Origin of the sequence: Mesorhizobium caraganae (assembly GCF_016836705.1) — a bacterium.
Taxonomy (GTDB): domain Bacteria; phylum Pseudomonadota; class Alphaproteobacteria; order Rhizobiales; family Rhizobiaceae; genus Mesorhizobium; species Mesorhizobium caraganae.
Window position 1 is genome coordinate 83,463 of sequence record NZ_JAFCGY010000003.1, and the last position, 16,133, is coordinate 99,595.

At 63.7% G+C, this 16,133-nt stretch carries 17 protein-coding genes and 3 pseudogenes; 12 read left to right on the plus strand and 8 right to left on the minus strand.

The window, feature by feature from the left end; genetic code table 11:
* Positions 1–109 precede the first annotated feature (109 nt).
* The gene (locus tag JQK88_RS10255; RefSeq protein WP_192254161.1) at positions 110–328 is read left to right on the plus strand and encodes a hypothetical protein; all 219 of its coding nucleotides are present in this window, start codon (positions 110–112) and stop codon (positions 326–328) included.
* Positions 329–372: 44 nt separating this feature from the next.
* Here JQK88_RS10255 and JQK88_RS10260 read toward each other — a convergent pair whose 3' ends face one another.
* A complete protein-coding gene (locus JQK88_RS10260) occupies positions 373–1,557 on the minus strand; it encodes an amino acid aminotransferase (protein WP_203278222.1) in 1,185 nt (394 codons plus the stop codon).
* Positions 1,558–1,750: 193 nt separating this feature from the next.
* On the opposite strand from JQK88_RS10260, the pseudogene JQK88_RS10265 reads away from it, so the two are divergent.
* A pseudogene (locus JQK88_RS10265) lies at positions 1,751–2,899 on the plus strand (TIGR03364 family FAD-dependent oxidoreductase).
* Positions 2,899–3,712: pseudogene (gene phnX / locus JQK88_RS10270) on the plus strand (phosphonoacetaldehyde hydrolase). Before JQK88_RS10265 ends, phnX begins: the two co-directional pseudogenes overlap by 1 nt.
* A 49-nt stretch (positions 3,713–3,761) precedes the next feature.
* Here the strand turns inward: phnX and JQK88_RS10275 are convergent.
* Together JQK88_RS10275 and JQK88_RS10280 are read right to left on the minus strand one after the other, a co-directional pair.
* Positions 3,762–3,947 (minus strand): hypothetical protein, encoded by a 186-nt coding sequence (locus JQK88_RS10275; protein ID WP_192254153.1) that lies wholly within the window; start codon positions 3,945–3,947, stop codon positions 3,762–3,764.
* Between the two features lie 127 nt (positions 3,948–4,074).
* A complete protein-coding gene (locus tag JQK88_RS10280; protein WP_192254151.1) occupies positions 4,075–4,611 on the minus strand; it encodes a DUF3592 domain-containing protein in 537 nt (178 codons plus the stop codon).
* Positions 4,612–4,673: 62 nt separating this feature from the next.
* On the opposite strand from JQK88_RS10280, the gene JQK88_RS10285 reads away from it, so the two are divergent.
* The 9 genes and pseudogenes from JQK88_RS10285 to JQK88_RS10325 all read left to right on the plus strand — a co-directional run bounded on the left by JQK88_RS10285 (position 4,674) and on the right by JQK88_RS10325 (position 11,127).
* Complete coding sequence (locus JQK88_RS10285) at positions 4,674–5,207, plus strand: sigma-70 family RNA polymerase sigma factor (protein WP_376740395.1); 534 nt, start codon at positions 4,674–4,676, stop codon at positions 5,205–5,207.
* On the plus strand, positions 5,204–5,980 hold the full coding sequence (locus JQK88_RS10290; protein WP_192254147.1) for an anti-sigma factor family protein: 777 nt from the start codon (positions 5,204–5,206) through the stop codon (positions 5,978–5,980). Before JQK88_RS10285 ends, JQK88_RS10290 begins: the two co-directional genes overlap by 4 nt.
* A 24-nt stretch (positions 5,981–6,004) precedes the next feature.
* Positions 6,005–6,721, plus strand: coding sequence for a Bax inhibitor-1/YccA family protein (locus tag JQK88_RS10295; RefSeq protein WP_192254145.1), 717 nt, complete (start codon positions 6,005–6,007; stop codon positions 6,719–6,721).
* A 182-nt stretch (positions 6,722–6,903) separates the two neighbouring features.
* Complete coding sequence (locus JQK88_RS10300) at positions 6,904–7,776, plus strand: aldose 1-epimerase family protein (RefSeq protein ID WP_203278223.1); 873 nt, start codon at positions 6,904–6,906, stop codon at positions 7,774–7,776.
* A 93-nt stretch (positions 7,777–7,869) separates the two neighbouring features.
* Positions 7,870–8,676 (plus strand): DUF8605 domain-containing protein, encoded by an 807-nt coding sequence (locus tag JQK88_RS10305; RefSeq protein ID WP_203278224.1) that lies wholly within the window; start codon positions 7,870–7,872, stop codon positions 8,674–8,676.
* A 133-nt stretch (positions 8,677–8,809) separates the two neighbouring features.
* Positions 8,810–9,712, plus strand: a pseudogene (locus tag JQK88_RS10310) (translation factor GTPase family protein); the annotation flags it as partial.
* Positions 9,709–9,885 carry a hypothetical protein gene (locus tag JQK88_RS10315; RefSeq protein WP_203278226.1) on the plus strand — a complete coding sequence of 59 codons (177 nt, stop codon included), beginning with the start codon at positions 9,709–9,711 and terminating at the stop codon, positions 9,883–9,885. The pseudogene JQK88_RS10310 and the gene JQK88_RS10315, both read left to right, overlap by 4 nt.
* A gap of 103 nt (positions 9,886–9,988) precedes the next feature.
* The gene (locus tag JQK88_RS10320; RefSeq protein WP_203278227.1) at positions 9,989–10,192 is read left to right on the plus strand and encodes a hypothetical protein; all 204 of its coding nucleotides are present in this window, start codon (positions 9,989–9,991) and stop codon (positions 10,190–10,192) included.
* 173 nt (positions 10,193–10,365) lie between these two features.
* The gene (locus tag JQK88_RS10325; protein WP_203278228.1) at positions 10,366–11,127 is read left to right on the plus strand and encodes a GNAT family N-acetyltransferase; all 762 of its coding nucleotides are present in this window, start codon (positions 10,366–10,368) and stop codon (positions 11,125–11,127) included.
* Between the two features lie 13 nt (positions 11,128–11,140).
* Here JQK88_RS10325 and JQK88_RS10330 read toward each other — a convergent pair whose 3' ends face one another.
* The 5 genes from JQK88_RS10330 to tmk all read right to left on the minus strand — a co-directional run bounded on the left by JQK88_RS10330 (position 11,141) and on the right by tmk (position 16,123).
* Positions 11,141–11,959, minus strand: coding sequence for an MBL fold metallo-hydrolase (locus JQK88_RS10330; protein ID WP_203278229.1), 819 nt, complete (start codon positions 11,957–11,959; stop codon positions 11,141–11,143).
* Between the two features lie 3 nt (positions 11,960–11,962).
* Positions 11,963–12,751 (minus strand): TatD family hydrolase, encoded by a 789-nt coding sequence (locus JQK88_RS10335; protein WP_203278230.1) that lies wholly within the window; start codon positions 12,749–12,751, stop codon positions 11,963–11,965.
* Entirely contained in the window at positions 12,751–14,304 is a 1,554-nt protein-coding gene (gene metG, locus JQK88_RS10340) for a methionine--tRNA ligase (RefSeq protein ID WP_203278231.1), read from the minus strand. The genes JQK88_RS10335 and metG overlap by 1 nt, the downstream gene beginning before the upstream one ends.
* A gap of 92 nt (positions 14,305–14,396) precedes the next feature.
* Positions 14,397–15,452 carry a DNA polymerase III subunit delta' gene (locus JQK88_RS10345; protein ID WP_192254124.1) on the minus strand — a complete coding sequence of 352 codons (1,056 nt, stop codon included), beginning with the start codon at positions 15,450–15,452 and terminating at the stop codon, positions 14,397–14,399.
* Positions 15,449–16,123 carry a dTMP kinase gene (gene tmk, locus JQK88_RS10350; protein WP_192254122.1) on the minus strand — a complete coding sequence of 225 codons (675 nt, stop codon included), beginning with the start codon at positions 16,121–16,123 and terminating at the stop codon, positions 15,449–15,451. Before tmk ends, JQK88_RS10345 begins: the two co-directional genes overlap by 4 nt.
* Between the last annotated feature and the right edge of the window lie 10 nt (positions 16,124–16,133).

Here is a 16,133-nt window from a genome sequence, read left to right on the forward strand (position 1 = left end):
ACCCAAGTCGGTCCTGAAGGCGAACTTCAGGACTGTTCAGGACTATTCAGGTCCGAGCCAAGGACCTGAGTGGGGGGCGGTGTCATTCTCACTGTCACCGGAGGACACCATGACCGACATCCCCACCACCACCACGATCATCCTCCGCCGCTTTATCCGGCTACGGCCAAGCTTTCCAAGGCTCGAAATCGGCGCATTGCTTGCCGCCATTTTCAGCTTGGTGGGAGACGCACTCAGGATGGCCTACGTGGCCCCCTACGCCAGTCTCCGTCGCCAGCCGGAGGTCGCCCCGGACGATGATCTCGACGGTCGGGATCCCACCTGGTGAGCTGCCCTAGAGGCGGGAAACCGTTTCATACTTCCCGGAATTGCTCAGTCGAGCACCGAGACAACCGCCTTGGCGAGATCGTCCATACCGTCCTCGGGCAGGCCGGCGACGTTGATGCGGCTGTCGCCGACCATGTAGACGCCGTACTCGGCCCGCAGCCGTTCGACCTGGGCCTCGGTGAGGCCAAGCCTTGAAAACATGCCGCGATGGCTGGCAATGAAATCGAAGCGGTCGGAATTGGATTGCCGGCGCAGTGCGTCGGCGAACTGGACGCGCAGTCTCAGCATGCGCAGCCGCATTTCCTCAAGCTCCGCCTCCCAATCGGCGCGAAGGCCATCGTCTTCCAGCACCATGCGCACGGCCGCCGCGCCATGGTCCGGCGGCATCGAATACATGGCGCGCGCCGCCGCCAGCATCTGGCTCATCGCCACATCGGCCTCGGTGCTGTTCCTGGCCAGGATCATCGCCGCGCCGACGCGGTCGCGGTAGACGGCAAAGTTCTTCGAGCAGCTCGAGGCAACGACCATTTCCGGCACCTTCGAGGCCAGCAGGCGCAGACCGGCAGCATCGGCATCGAGGCCCTCGCCAAAGCCCTGATAGGCAATGTCGACAAAGGGCAACAGCCCGCGCTCGACGACAAGGTCGGTGACCTTGGCCCATTGCGCGGCGTCGAGATTGGCGCCGGTCGGGTTGTGACAGCAGCCATGCAGCAGCACGATGTCGCCGGCCTCGGCTGTACCCAGCGCCGCCAGCATGTCGTCGAAACGCACCGCGCCGGACGCGGCATCGAAATAGGGGTAGTCGCGCACTTTGAGGCCGGCGCCGCGCATCACCGGCGGATGGTTTGGCCAGGTCGGGTCCGACAGCCAGACGGTCGCGTCGGAGCGGGTCCGCTTCAAAAGCTCGGCCACCAGCCGTAGCGCGCCGGAGCCGCCCGGCGCCTGCGCCGCGCGAATGCGCGTCATGTCGGCCGCGGGGCCGAAGGCCAGCTTGACCATCGCCGTGTTGAAGCCGGTGTCGCCGGGAAGACCGAGATAGGTCTTGGTGTCCTGGCCCTGCAACAGCCGCTTCTCGGCCTCGCGCAAAGCGCGCATGACCGGCGTCTTGCCGTCGCGGTCCTTGTAGACGCCGACGCCGAGGTCGATCTTGCCGGGGCGCGGATCAGCGCGGTAGAGACCGATCAGGGCGATGATCTTATCGGCGGGAGCAGGCTGCAGTGTTTCGAACATGGAGAGCGTTTCCGGTGGCGGCGGAGTGATACGCAAATCGGGCGGGCTTCGCCAGCGCTTTCATGTGCACCAGACGGAAGTCCGGGCGAGGGCTATCATCGTCGCCGCCTGAATCGCGCCTACACGTTCCTGTCACATGGTCGTAGTTTGAATAGCTTGGCCGGGTCGGACAAGGCATTGCGGCGAAAGGACAATGATGAGCCAGCAAGACAAATTCGATCTCGCCATTGTGGCGCCGGCATTGTCGGTCTTGCGCATGCGCTCGCTGCCGTCCGTCGCGGCCTTTCCGTCGTCGTCATCGACCGTGATGCGCAGGCCAACGGCGCCTCGGTGCGCAATTTCGGCTTCATCACGGTGAGCGGCCAGGAACGGGGCCCGCGCCATGCGCTCGCGCGACATCTGGCAGGAAGTGGCCGGGCCGGCCGGCATCGACATCCTCCAGCGCGGCACGATCGTCGTCGCGCGTCGTCCAGAGGCGCGCAGCGTCGTCGAAGCGTTCCTGCAGACCGAGATGGGCGAGGGATGTTCGCTGCTCGAACCGGACGATTTGCGCCGCCAATACCCACAGCTTGCCGGGCAGGACTTTGCCGGCGCCCTGTGGAGCCCGCACGAGGTACGTGTCGAGTCGCGCCAGGCGATCCCCCAGCTTGCCGCCTTCCTTGCCGAACGGCACGGCGTCCAATTTCGCCGCGAGACGGCAGTGCGCGCCATCGAGCCGCCAGCCATCGAGACCAGCCGCGGCACAGTTCGCGCGGACAAGGTGATTGTCTGCCCCGGCGACGATCTGGCGACGCTCTATCCCGAGCGTATTGCGCTCTACGGCGTCCGGCGCTGCAAATTGCAGATGATGCGGCTTACCGATCCCGGCTTCCGGCTTCCATCTCCGGTGATGTCGGATCTCGGGCTTGCGCGCTATTCCGGCTTCGGCGCCCTGCCTGAAGCCACAGCCTTGCGCCGCCGGCTCGAGAGCGATCAGCGCCACGCGCTGGACAATGGCGTGCATCTGATCGTCGTGCAGAGCGCCGACGGCACGCTGGTGGTCGGCGATTCGCACCATTACGCGGCGACGCCCGACCCGTTCGCCTCGGAGCAGGTCGACGAAATCATCCTGGAAGAGTTCAGCGCTGTCTTCGGCGGTACGCCGCCGCGTGTGCTGGAACGCTGGACCGGCATCTATGCCTCGGCCGCCAACCACACGATGTTTGCCGACGGTCCACAGGAGAATGTGCGCATGGTGATGATCACCAGCGGCACCGGCGCCTCGACGTCGTTCGCCATCGCCGAAGAGGTGATCGACGAACTCTTCGGTTCAACCACTGCAGACGCCAGAAAGATCGCCTGATGACCCCCCAGCACCTGCTTCGCGCCGTCGTTTTCGACTGGGCCGGCACCGTTGTCGATCATGGCTCGCTGGCGCCGATGGGCGTCTTCGTCGAAGCGTTTCAGGAATTCGGCGTTGCCATCAGCATCGAGGAGGCGCGCGGACCGATGGGCATGGCCAAGCGCCCGCACATTGCCACACTGATGGCGCTGCCGAGGATTTCGGCCGCCTGGGCCAAACAACATGGGCATGCGCCGACCGAGGCCGACATCGACGCCGTCTATGACGTCTTCGTGCCGAAGAACCGGGCGGTCGCGGCTCGCTTTTCCGATGTCATTCCCGGCGTCGCCGACGTGGTCGCCACGCTGCGTGCGCACGGCCTCAAGATCGGCTCGACCACCGGCTACACACGCGACATCATGGCCGAGATCCTGCCGGGGGCGGCCGCGCACGGTTTTGCGCCGGATTGCCTGGTTTGCACCGGCGATACGCCGGACGGCAGGCCGACGCCGTTCATGCTGTGGAAGGCGCTGACTGAACTCGGCGTCTATCCCCCATGGCTCAGCGTCAAGGTCGACGACACCGAGGTCGGCATTGCCGAAGGCATCAGCGCCGGCGCCTGGACAGTCGGCGTGTCGGTCACCGGCAACGTCTTCGGCCACACAACTGGCGGAAACGCAGGCAATGGCGCCGGAAGTTTTCCGCACCAAGCGCGCCGAAGCCTCGGCCAGGCTCAGTGCCGCAGGCGCACACTATGTCGTAAACGGGGTTGCCGATCTGCTGCCGGTGATTGCGGTAATCGAGGGCAGGCTTCGGCGCGGCGAACGGCCCTGACGGAGCAGCCGCCAAGCAGTCAATCCGTCGCCAGCGGGCGGTCCGTCGGTTAGCGGCCGGACAGGTCGACCGCCAGCATGCCGGCGACGCGGGCCTTTGCGGCGCCGGATTGATCAGAGCCGTTGATCGCAGTCCTGGCGCGGGCGCCAGCCCTGCTGACGGCCAGAAGGACAGCAATGATCGCGGCAAGGGTTCCGGCGTCGAGCAGCAAGGCCGCGCGTTTCATCCTGTTCATCACGGGTCTCCGTTCGACGAAACGCGCAAGCGAACGGCGACAAATTAGTCCCGCGATGGCGGGCGCGCATCTGCCGTGCGGGGGATGTTGTGCGACAGGCGCGGTAGGCCAACCGATAGCGAAACGGCTAGGGCTTCGAATTCGTGATGATCCGCCGCGTGAGGACCCGTCCGAGAACGATGAGCACGATGCTGATCAGCAGGAAGAAACCGCCGAGCATGCCGGCCAGCCCGGCAAGGAACCAGCGTCCGGCGAAGCTGTCGACGGAGGCATTTTGCGGATTGGTTGGATCGTAGGCGACAGGGACGCTGTCGCCATCGCCCCAGGACGAGCTGTGGACGGCATTGTTGAAGCGGATCACGATGCCGTCGGCTGTCGAGAACTCGATGAGGGGATTGTATTCGGCGGCGACGATCCTGCCCGTCGCCGAAGCGGTGCGGGGCCATACATCTCGACGATGGCCAGAACGCCGGAAACGATCAGTCCGACAATGCCAAGGACTATGAACATCCTGCCGACGATCGGAAGCGCCGCGGCACCCGTCAGCCGATCCCCACCGACCATCTTTTGCTCCTTGGAAAGACGGGAAGGTTAGGCCATCAGCATAAAGCAAACATCTGCCGTACGGGGGATGGGCGTTGCGAGGCCGGATTTTGGCACCCATGCGACCAACCAAAAGTTTTTGCGGCAATGGATTAAAGTTCGCGCCTGTTCCGTAAACAGGGCATGAAACGATCGATGCCACGCTTCGATATAGTTGGACAGCTGGGTTCGCTGCGGCGCTATGCACGTTCGCTGACGCGCGACAGCAGTGACGCCGAGGACCTGGTGCATGACGCGCTGGTGCGCGCCTATGAGCGGCGCGGCACGTTCCGTTCTGGCGGCAATTTGCGGGCATGGCTGCTGTCGATCGTCCACAACGCATTCATCGACAAGATGCGCTCGCACCGTTCGGAAGCGGCGCGCGTCGAGCAGGCCGGCTATCTCACCGATGCCAGCACGCCGGCGCCGCAGGAACATTCCGTGCGCCTGGCGCAGGTGCGCGAGGCCTTTTTCAGCCTGCCGGAAGAGCAGCGTTCGGCGCTGCATCTGGTCGCCATCGAGGGCCTTTCCTACCAGGAGGCTGCCGACGCCAGCGGGGTGCCGCTGGGCACGCTGATGTCGCGCATCGGCAGGGCGCGCGCGGCGCTGCGCTCGATGGAGAGCGCTCTCCCGTCGCCGGCCAAGAACCATCTGAGGATCGTGGGAGACCCGTCATGACCGAACTGTTGCGGGACCCGGTGACCGATACCGACCTCGACGCCTATGTCGACGACCAGCTGGATGTCGCGCGCCGCATCGAGGTCGAAGCGTTTCTGTCGGCTCGTCCGGAGGCAGCGGCGCGGGTGATGTCCGATTTGAGGACGCGCGACGAGTTGCGCCTCGCGCTGGCCGCTTCCACCGGGATGGCGCGGCCGGCGACGACTGAAGTCGCGCGCCGGCTGGGCAGGGGGCTGGCCAGTCGCCGCGTCTTCGCAGTGCTGCAACGAGCGGCTGCGGTTGCCGTCTTTGTCGGCGCCGGCTGGCTGGCGAACGGGCTGTTCGGGCCGCTGCTGGTGACCAAGGTGGTGGCTTCGCCGACGCCGCCCGCCTATGTCGAAGAAGCGATCCGGGCGCACAGGACGACACTCATGCGCGAGGCGATGCCCTCGCAGCTCGAGGCGCCGAACTACAATGCCGATGAGATTCGCGCCGCGACCGCGATCGTCATGCCGTCGCTGCCGAAAGACTGGAGGATCCGCGACGTGCAGATCTATCCCTCGCGCTACGGGCCGAGCGTCGAGGTAGCGCTGGAGACGAAGGACATGGGGCTGGTCTCGCTGTTTGCGATCCGTCCCGGAACCTTCGACGTGGTCAAGCCTGCCATCGCACCCTCGGGCGACATTTCCTCGGCCTATTTCCAGATCGGCGAGGTCGCTTACGCGGTCGTCGCGCGCAGCGATGTCCATGACCTCGACCGTGCCGCCGAAACGCTCGCCAAAACGCTTTACTAAAGACCTCACATAAGGAGAACCCGCATGAATACCCCTGATCTCGGCTATCGCATAGGCGCTGGCGCCCGCGCCGGCGCCGTCTATGACGAGGGCCTGCGCAGCCACATGCTGCGCGTCTACAACTATATGGGAATCGGCCTCGTCGTCACCGGCCTCGTCGCCTTCATGGTCGCCTCGACACCGGCTCTCTACGTGCCGATCTTTTCCAGCCCGTTGAAATGGGTGGTGATGCTGGCGCCGCTCGCCTTCGTTCTGTTGTTCTCGTTCAAGATGCAGACGATGTCGGCGGCGAGCGCCCAGGCAATGTTCTGGGCCTTCTGCGCCGTGATGGGTCTCTCGCTGGCTTCGGTGTTCCTGGTCTTCACCGGCACCAGCATCGCGCGCACCTTTTTCATCACCGCCACCATGTTCGGCGCCACCAGCCTCTACGGCTACACGACCAAGCGCGACCTGACCCAGTTCTCGTCGTTCCTGATCATGGGCCTGATCGGCGTGGTGATTGCCAGCGTCGTCAACATCTTCCTCGGTTCGACCGCGCTGCAGTTCGCCATTTCGGTGATCGGTATCGCCGTGTTCGTCGGCCTGACCGCCTGGGACACGCAGACGATCAAGGAACAGTATGCCGAGAATTTCGACGCGGAATCGCAGCAGAAGCTTGCCGTCTTCGGCGCGCTGTCGCTCTACCTGAACTTCGTCAACATCTTCCAGCTGTTGCTGAATTTCACCGGCGAACGCGAATAGGCCGGACCGTAGCAGGCAACATTTCCAACGTGGCCGGAGGGAAACCTCCGGCTTTTTTGCTTTCCGACACTGTGGCGTGTGGTCAGCGATAGCGGCATAAGAGCCAATGCTGCCTGCCGCTCTTGAGTTCGCGGGCAGGCCTTTGGTAGCCTGCGACGAGATCGGCCAGCCGCGAGGAATTCATGGAACAGGTGACCCTTCACGGCGACGGCATTTCGGCGACGATCGTCGGGCAGGGGGCCGAACTCGTCTCCTTGCGCAACGCCGAGGGCCTGGAGTTCTTGTGGCAGGCCGGGCCGGAATGGCGGCGGCATTCGCCGGTGCTGTTTCCGATCGTCGGCCGGCTGAAGGGCGACCAGCTGCGCCATCGCGGCCAGGTTTATCCGCTGACCCAGCACGGCTTTGCCCGCGACAAGCCGTTTACGTGGGCTGATACGAGCCCCCGGTCCTGCACGCTGGTGCTGACCGACGACGCAGACACCCGCGCGCGCTATCCTTTCCCATTTCGCCTGGCGGTCACCTACGCGCTGCAACCCCAGCAGATCGATATTTCCTTCGACATCACCAACACCGGCGGCGAAACGCTTCCGGCGTCGGTCGGGGCACATCCCGCGTTCAACTGGCCGCTGCAACAGGGCCTCGCCAAGACCGACTACCGGCTGACCTTTGCCCAGAACGAGCCGGCGCCGATCCGCCAGCTGAAGGATGGTCTGGTGCTGACAGCACCCCAGCCGACGCCAATAGAAGGCAGAACACTGGCGCTCTCCGAACAACTGTTTGACGCGGACGCCGTCATCCTCGACCGGCCGGCCAGCAGCAGCGTGCGCTATGCAGCCGCCCATGGTCCGGCGATCGAGGTGTCGTGGCAGGGTTTCAAGGAATTGGGCATCTGGTCGAAACCTGGCGGCGCGCCGTTCCTGTGCATCGAACCCTGGCATGGCCTCGCCAGCCCTGTCGATTTCGATGGCGAGTTCGCCGACAAGCCGGGCGTGATGCTGATCGCGCCCGGTGAAAAGCGTGTGCTGAGCTATCAGGTAAAGCTGACATCCACCTGAACTGACGCTGCGCCTCCAGCCGCTTGAATTTCCCTGAAATGATCCGGAATATGTATCCAACGGATATTCTGGAGCGTTCGGGAGGAGCGGCTCATGCCTGAATGCTTGAAATTCAGGGTTGCGGCAGCTGTGCTCGCTGTGCTGTTTGCCTTTCCCGTCGCTGCCGCCGATATCGACCGCGCCGACCTCTACCGTGCGCAATCGGTGACCAACGGCACTGGCGAGGAGAACCGGGCCTGGGGCCTGGCGCCGTGCCTTGAAGAAGTGCTGGTCAAGGTTTCGGGCGACCCGCGGTTGATCGGCGATCCGCGCGTTGCGGAAATGAGCCGGCATGCGGCCGATTATGTCACCGATCTCGGCTACCGCGACCTGCTCAACAACCGCCCGCCGCATGACGAGCAGGGCACGCACGACCGGCCGCAATACATCACCGCCGATTTCGATCCGGACAAGATCGATGCCTTGCTGGCGTCACTGGGGCGCAAGCCATGGGCGTTGCCACGGCCCGCAATCGTCGCGTTGCTCGACATAAAGCCGATGAAGGGTGACGGCTTCACGCTGGTGCGCGATGGCGGCAACAAGCTTGAGGCCGATATGCGTGGCGCGCTGGCGGACGCCGCGCACCGGACCGGTTTGCCGCTGGAGCTGCCCCGGCCGGCTGATGTCGTGCTCGCCGATGTAGCCGATACGCTGGGCGGCGATGCCCTGCTTGCCGGGACCTTGGCGTGGCGGCAGGAGGCGCTGGGTTGGGTCGGCGACTGGCGGCTTGGCTTCGGCGGCAAGGAGTATCGCTGGCAGGTGCGTGGCGTCAGCTTCGACGATGCGTTCCGCAATGCCACGCGCGGAACGCTCCAAATCCTGTCGGGCAACGGACAGCCGGAAGCCGTCACGCCGCACTGACGAGAGCCGGGCAACGAGATGAAAGCGTGGGCAAGGACGGTCCCACTACGGACATTTCTTAACCAGGCGGGCAGGGCCGCCGGCCAGACGTCAGCCCTCCGTTGCGGTCATCCGGTCAATCTGCAACCATGGCGTCATGATGGAAAAGCCTGTCGCGCCATGGCCTTTGCTGCAAATCGCGATCGAGCCGAAGCGGAGGTCAGATCAGGAGAAGCTGACTGTCGCCTTGTCGACTCTGGCTGACGACGATCCCTGGTTCGACGTCAAACACGATGCGGAATCGGGCCAGACGATCGTCGCCGGCAGGGACGAGCTTCACCTCGACACCGTCATTGACCGCTTGCGCCGCGAATTCAACATCGAGGTGAATGTCGGCGCGCCGCAAGTGGCTTATCGTGAGACGATCACCCACGCGCACGAGCGGGACTACACGCACAAGAGGCAGTCCGGCGGCGAGGGTCAGTTCGCCCGCGTCAAGATTCTGTTCGAGCCGAACAAAGACAGCTGGGACTTCCTATTCGGGTCCAAGGTCGTCGATAACGTGGTTCCTAACGAATACGTTGCGGGCGTCGAAAAGGGGCTGCGCAGCGTCCTGTCCTCGGGTCCGTTTGCCGGCTTCCCGATGCTTGGAATCAAGGCGACGCTGATGAACGGCGCGTATCACGATACCGATTCCTCGGTCCTGGCTTTCGAGGTAGCCAGCCGCGCCTGCTTTCGCGAAGCCGCTCCGTATCTCGGCGTGCGGCTGCTCGAGCCGATCATGAAGGTCGAGGTGGCGACACCTGCAGACTATGTCACGAGCGTTGTTGGCGAACTGCACAACCGCCGCGGCCTTGTCCAGAGCCGGGAAGCCCGCGACGATGCCGTCATTGTCAACGCGACCGTGCCGCTCGCGAACATTCAAAAGCTGGAGGATGCGCTCAAGTCGCACTCGAAAGGACAGGCACGCATGAGCGTCAGCTATGCCGGATACGCTTTTGTTCCTCTGCCGCCCGACGACCGCGACCCGCCGGCCGCAATGGCGATGGCCCGATGACGCCGCCAGAATTCTCCTCGCGGGCAGGGTTCCTTGTCGGCCTCGGCATCACGCCCATCGCCTTCTTCCTGGCGCTCTATTCGGCCGGCTCAGGGCATGGAAACTATGTGCTGGCGCGACTTCTCTACCCGGTTCCCATGCTGGCAACGCTGTTGACCAACACAACCATTTAGGACTGACAGATTTGAGCGATGACCGGGCCAAGGAAACTGTTGCCGCAAAAGAACCGCTGACGCCCGTCACGAAATTAGGCTGCATCGTGATGGCGACCGCTGCTTGCCTTTCAATCGCCGCTGCGGTGGGGATTTGGCAGGGGTTTTTCCAGAGTTTGTAAAACATCTTCCTGAAGCGGATTGTTCGAAGTTTCTCTTTCGAACAGAACGAAAAGTCACCAGCGACACAGGTGTTGTTGCCGACGTTGTGGTGGTGGTTGAAGATCCGCCCGGCTACCGTGAAAGCCGGGGACTGCCGCCGCTCTAGATGCTGAACTTTCGCATATCAATATGGCTACTGGGTTGCAGTCGGAAAGTCGCATAAGATAGATTATGGAACTTATGCGTTTGCCACCAGCCGGGAATTGCTGCTGATTTTCATAGGCTTGGCACGATCGATTCGTGTTGCCTTGAGCAGACGGCCAACGCTACGCTGTGTCGATGACGACTGCAAAGCGAGACATCGAAGCGGCGATCGAAGTGTTCGTGCATGGCTTCAGCACCGACAAGAGCCACAGCTTTCCATATGAGGCCAGCCGCGTCGGACCCTTGTGGCTGATGCGCGATGCCGAGCGCAAGAATCCTCGCGACTATCGCGGCGAAGAATGGGTCGTCCATGACGTCACCGCCGAGGAAGCCGATGCGATCGTGCGGCAGCACGCGCGGTCAAGCTTTGCTGTTTCCGTCGTGATCGCCAGCGACGAACCGGATCAGCCGGTGCGAACCACCTACAAGGCTCTCGGCTACCGGCTGCTGCGGACGGAAGGTTTCTTCGTCCAGCCATTGCGTCAGATCCCGGATCCGCCAGCCGCTATCTCAATCGAGCGTGTACAGACAGTCGAACGGGCGGCGCAGCTGGCAAAGATCATGCGCAGGCGGCCGATCGCGGCCGATCTGCTCGGCGACAGCGCGCCGTTCCGCCAGTATGTGGCGCTCGATGGCGACGCTATCGTCGGGCGTGTGCGCAGCATAGACGCCGTCGGCGCCACCTGGTGCTCGGCCATGCATGTCGAACCTTCACACCGGCGCCGCGGCATTGGGCAGGCGCTGATGTCCAAAATGCTGAAGGACGACCGGGCGCGTGGGTCGCAGTGCTCGATGCTGTTGGCGACGCATGCCGGAGCGCTGCTTTATCCCCGCATGGGTTATGAGCGGATTGGAACGCTGCTGATATTCGGACCAAAGAGCCGAACATCCTCATAAACAGCCGTTCGCATCACGCTGATTCATAAGGAATTTCGATCACCATGCCATCATAGGCCGGCACCACAGTGTCAGGCATCTCGGCCATCACCGTGGCATAGTCGAGCGGCACATGCATATGCGTCAGCACGGCCTGTTTCGGGGTCAGTTTTTCAATCCAGCCGAGCGCCTGACTGAGCGACAAATGGCTGGGATGGGTGTTGTGCTGCAAGGCGTCGATGACCAGCATCTCCAGGCCGCGCAGCCGCTCGGCGGTGGCGTCGGGGAAGTCGCTGATATCGGGGCAATAGGCCAGCCCGCCGATGCGGAAACCGAGCGAAATAATGTCGCCATGGATCTGCGGCAGCGGCTCAAGGGTGAGGGCACCGCCCTCGCCTTCAATGGTCACCGGCCTTGCATGATCGATGATGTGCGGCTTGACTATCGGCGGATAGGAACTGCCCAGTGGCGTCTCGAAGCAATAGCCGAACGCCTCGCGCAGCCTAAGCATCGTCTGCTGGTCGGCGTGGATGTCGATCAGACGGCGCTGTTCGAGCACGTAGCCGCGCAGATCGTCGATGCCGTGGATGTGGTCGGCATGCGGATGCGTGTAGACAACGGCGTCGATGCGCTTGACCGCCGCCATCAGCATCTGCTCGCGAAAATCAGGCCCGGTATCGATGACGACGGTGGTTTTGGATCCATTTGCCGCAATTCGCTCGACGAGTGCCGCAGAGCGCGTGCGTCGGTTCTTCGGATTGGCCGGGTCGCAATTGCCCCAGTCGCCGGTGATGCGCGGCGTGCCGGGCGACGAGCCGCAGCCGAGAATGGTAAGACGCAGCCGGTCGCTCATGCGTCAGAGCCCGGAGGGCCGCGGCATCTTGCCGAACAGCCGGAAGAAATTCGCCGTCGTCAGCGTCGCGATCTCGGCCTCGTCAACGCCGATGGTTTCGGCCAGCACCTTAGCCGTGTGCGCGACATAGGCAGGTTCGTTTCGTTTGCCGCGAAACGGCACCGGCGCGAGATAGGGCGCGTCGGTTTCGACCAGCAGCCGGTCGTGCGGCACATCGGCAGCGATGGCGCGCAATTCGGCCGAGTTCTTGAAGGTCAGGATGCCCGAGAAGGACACATAGCCGCCGAGCTTCACGCCGACTTCGGCCAGCCGGCGACCGGAGGAAAAACAATGCAGGATGAAGGGGAAGGCGCCCTTCCCTGTTTCGTCCTCCAGGATGGCAGCCATGTCGTCATCGGCGTCGCGCGAATGGATGACCAGCGGCAGGCCGGTCTCGCGCGCGGCTGAGATATGGGTGCGGAATCCCTGCGCTTGCGCATCGCGCGGCGCCTTGTCGTAGAAATAGTCGAGCCCGGCCTCACCGATCGCCACCACTTTGGGATGCGCGGACAGGCGCACAAGCTCCTCGGCCGTCACATCCAGCTCTTCGCCGGCATTGTGCGGATGGGTGCCGACCGAGCAGTAAACCTCGTCGAAACTCTCCGCGATCTCAAGCACTTGCTGAAACCGCTTCACACGGGTTGAGATGGTCACCATGCGACCGATCCCGGCGGCCTTGGCGCGGGCAACGATGGCCGCCCGCTCCTCGGCGAAATCCGGAAAGTCGAGATGGCAATGGCTGTCGACGAGCATCAGGCGCTCGCCTCCGGCTTTTCCACGTAACGCGGAAAGACGCCCTCTGGCACGGGCAGTGCCGTGCCAGAAACAAGGGCATAGTCTGCATGGACATGCGCAAAGTCGCGATTGTCTGCCGGCACCGCCAGCAGGTCGAGCAGCTTTGCCGCCGAACCCGGAATGTAGGGCTGGCTCAGAAGTGCCACGCGACGCACGATCTCGGCGGTCGTCCACAGCACCGTTTCCATGCGCGCCGGATCAGTCTTCTTCAGCGCCCATGGCGCCTGCGAGGCGAAGTAACGATCGGCTTCAGCCACCACGCCGAAGATCGCGGCCAGTGCCAGATGGATGCCCTGCTCGGCCATCGCCTTGCGCGCCGTGCCCAGCGCTTCCACCGCCTGGTCGAGGATCGCGCTGTCGGCCTCGGTCAGATCACCCCGCTGCGGCACCACGCCGCCGCAGTTCTTGGCGATCATCGACAGCGAACGCTGCGCCAGATTGCCGAGGCCGTTGGCAAGGTCGGCATTGGTGCGGTTGACGATGGCTTCATGGCTGTAGCTGCCGTCCTGGCCGAACGGCACCTCGCGCAGGAAGAAATAGCGCACCTGGTCGACACCGTAATGCTCGACCATGGTGAACGGGTCGACGACATTGCCGACCGACTTCGACATCTTCTCGCCGCGGTTGAACAGGAAGCCGTGCCCAAAGACGCGCTTCGGCAGCGGGATGCCTGCAGACATCAGGAAGGCCGGCCAGTAGACGGCGTGGAAGCGTACAATGTCCTTGCCGATGATGTGGGCATCAGCCGGCCAAAACTTCCATTTCTCATCCTTTTCATCGGGATAGCCGACGCCGGTGATGTAATTTGTCAAGGCGTCGACCCAGACATACATCACATGCTTTTCGTCGCCCGGCACCGGCACGCCCCAGTCGAAGGTGGTGCGCGAGATCGACAAATCCTTCAAGCCGGATTTGACGAAGCTCATCACCTCATTGCGCCGCTCGGCCGGTCCGATGAAATCGGGCTGGCTTTCGTAGAGTGCGATAAGCTTGTCCTGATAGGCCGAGAGGCGGAAGAAATAGCTCTCCTCCTCGACCCATTCGACCGGCGTTCCCTGCGGCCCGTAGCGGATATCGTCGGCGCGGACTTCGGTTTCCTCCTCGCCGTAATAGGCTTCGTCGCGCACCGAGTACCAGCCGGCATAGCCGCCCTTGTAGATGTCGCCATTGGCGTCCATCGCCTTCCAGATCGCCTGCGAGGACGCATAGTGCCGCTCTTCGGTGGTGCGGATGAAATCGTCATTGGAGACGTTCAGCGCCGTCGCCATCTTCCTGAATTCGGCCGCGTTGCGGTCGGCGAGTTCACGCGCGGAAATGCCTTCGCGCCTGGCCGTCTGCAGCATTTTGATGCCGTGCTCGTCAGTGCCGGTGAGGAAGAAAACTTCTCTGCCGTCGAGCCGCTGGAAGCGGGCTAGCGCGTCGGTGGCGATCACCTCGTAGGCATGGCCGATATGCGGCTTGCCGTTCGGATAGGAAATCGCGGTCGTGATGTAGAATGTGTCGCGTGACATGAATGAACCGTCATGAATGTCCGAATTGAATGTGAGGCGGTGGATATCGCATCGAGACGGCGATTGCCATCCCGACCCGAGGCCGGATCCGGTCACATTCGCATTGCGGAATTCAGGCGGTCGATCATGGTCAAGGCGTGCTGCTTCTTGTCGAGATTGTAGGTGTCGGTCTCAGATATAGCGTTCAGCGCCTCGTGCCAAGTGTCCGACAGGGTTTTCGCCCGCTTGAGGTCGCCCGCGAGCGCTGCTTCGCTCGCGCCCGCCGAGAGCAGATCCAGCGCGCGGCGGTTGAAGATGTCGAACTGGATCGCCTGGTCGCGGCCGGCGACGGCCTCGGCAAGGCGATAGGCGCCGGCGACGTCGCTCTTGCCTGTCGCCACCAAAGCGTCGAGCGTGCTTGCAATCTCCAGCCCGCCATATTGTGTCAACAGGATCGCATTGCGGGCGCTGCCCCCTGCCCGTTCGGCCAGTGCCGCGCGCGCCGCCGGATCGGCTGGCGGCGGCGGCTCGACGGTTTCCAGAACGCTCATCAGGCTGCCGGCATCGAGTGGCGCCAACCGCACCATCTGGCAGCGCGAGCGGATCGTCGGCAACAGGCTGCCCGGCGCATGGACGATGAGGATGAACAGCGTACGGGCCGGCGGCTCCTCGAGGTTCTTCAGCAAGGCATTGGCGGCGTTGGTGTTCATGTCGTCGGCCGGATCGATGATCACCACCCGGTAGCTGCCGTCATGCGAGGTCAGCGACAGGAAGCGGTTGACCTTGCGTATCTCATCGACGGTGACGACCGTCTTGAAGCTCTTGGTCTTGTCGTTCAGCGGCCGCGTCAGATGCAGCACGCCGGGATGCGCCCCGGTGGCGATCTGGCGAAACAGCGGTGAGGCCGGGTCGGGAACGGCAAATATTTCCGGCGCCGTTTCGAAGGACGGATGCTTCAACAGATGATGCGCAAGGTGAAAGGCGAGCGTCGCCTTGCCGATGCCGACCGGCCCGGCAAAGATCAGAGCATGCGGCAGTTTTCCCGAGCGATAGGCGGCAGCGAGCATCGCGGCCGCCTGCTCATGGCCGACCAGACGCAGCGTTTCGGACGGCTCCGGTACGCCGTCCAGCGTGTCGTGCTGTTCGGGGGCGATGCGTTCGAAGATCATGCGGGCGCTGCCTGTCTGTTGCGCGTCGGCGCCCTCGCCTCGAGTGCGGCGAACACGGCCGCGGTGATGACATCCTCCACCGTATCGGGAGGCGCCGACGCGTCGATGACGATGCAGCGGTCCGGCTCGGCGGCGGCAATTGCCAGGAAGGCGTCGCGGCGGCGCTGGTGGATGTCCAGCGTCTCCTTTTCGAAGCGGTCCGGGCCGTCGCCGGCGCCACGCCGCGCGGTGGCGCGCCGCAGGCCCTCAGTGGGATCGATGTCGAGGATCAGCGTCATGTCAGGCATCATGCCGTTGATGGCGACCTCTTCCAGCGCTTCCATGAAGGCCGGATCGAGGCCCCCGGTGACGCCCTGGTAGACGCGGGACGAATCCAGGAAACGGTCACACAGCACGATGGAGCCGCGCTCGACCGCCGGCCGGATGACCTGCTCGACATGGTCGGAACGCGCGGCGGCGAACAGCAGCGCCTCCATCTTCGGCCCGAATGGCTCGGCGGCGCCCGAAAGCAGGACATGTCTTACCGCCTCGGCGCCGGGTGACCCCCCGGGTTCGCGGGTGACGAGAACATCATATTTCTTGGCGCGCATCTTCCTGGCCAGCCGCTCGATCTGCGTCGACTTGCCTGCGCCCTCGCCGCCTTCGAAGGTGATGAAAAATCCGCGCGCCAACCGAAAGGCC

Bases quoted from the DNA above. Each gene is read 5' to 3' on its own strand.
- JQK88_RS10285 (WP_376740395.1), top strand. From the start codon at position 4,674: ATGAAACGATCGATGCCACGCTTCGATATAGTTGGACAGCTGGGTTCG.
- JQK88_RS10280 (WP_192254151.1), bottom strand. From the start codon at position 4,611: ATGGGTGCCAAAATCCGGCCTCGCAACGCCCATCCCCCGTACGGCAGA.
- JQK88_RS10335 (WP_203278230.1), bottom strand. From the start codon at position 12,751: ATGCTCGTCGACAGCCATTGCCATCTCGACTTTCCGGATTTCGCCGAG.
- JQK88_RS10325 (WP_203278228.1), top strand. From the start codon at position 10,366: ATGACGACTGCAAAGCGAGACATCGAAGCGGCGATCGAAGTGTTCGTG.
- JQK88_RS10275 (WP_192254153.1), bottom strand. From the start codon at position 3,947: ATGAACAGGATGAAACGCGCGGCCTTGCTGCTCGACGCCGGAACCCTT.
- JQK88_RS10330 (WP_203278229.1), bottom strand. From the start codon at position 11,959: ATGAGCGACCGGCTGCGTCTTACCATTCTCGGCTGCGGCTCGTCGCCC.
- JQK88_RS10295 (WP_192254145.1), top strand. From the start codon at position 6,005: ATGAATACCCCTGATCTCGGCTATCGCATAGGCGCTGGCGCCCGCGCC.
- JQK88_RS10300 (WP_203278223.1), top strand. From the start codon at position 6,904: ATGGAACAGGTGACCCTTCACGGCGACGGCATTTCGGCGACGATCGTC.
- JQK88_RS10305 (WP_203278224.1), top strand. From the start codon at position 7,870: ATGCCTGAATGCTTGAAATTCAGGGTTGCGGCAGCTGTGCTCGCTGTG.
- JQK88_RS10290 (WP_192254147.1), top strand. From the start codon at position 5,204: ATGACCGAACTGTTGCGGGACCCGGTGACCGATACCGACCTCGACGCC.
- metG (WP_203278231.1), bottom strand. From the start codon at position 14,304: ATGTCACGCGACACATTCTACATCACGACCGCGATTTCCTATCCGAAC.
- JQK88_RS10260 (WP_203278222.1), bottom strand. From the start codon at position 1,557: ATGTTCGAAACACTGCAGCCTGCTCCCGCCGATAAGATCATCGCCCTG.
- JQK88_RS10345 (WP_192254124.1), bottom strand. From the start codon at position 15,452: ATGATCTTCGAACGCATCGCCCCCGAACAGCACGACACGCTGGACGGC.
- JQK88_RS10315 (WP_203278226.1), top strand. From the start codon at position 9,709: ATGACGCCGCCAGAATTCTCCTCGCGGGCAGGGTTCCTTGTCGGCCTC.
- JQK88_RS10255 (WP_192254161.1), top strand. From the start codon at position 110: ATGACCGACATCCCCACCACCACCACGATCATCCTCCGCCGCTTTATC.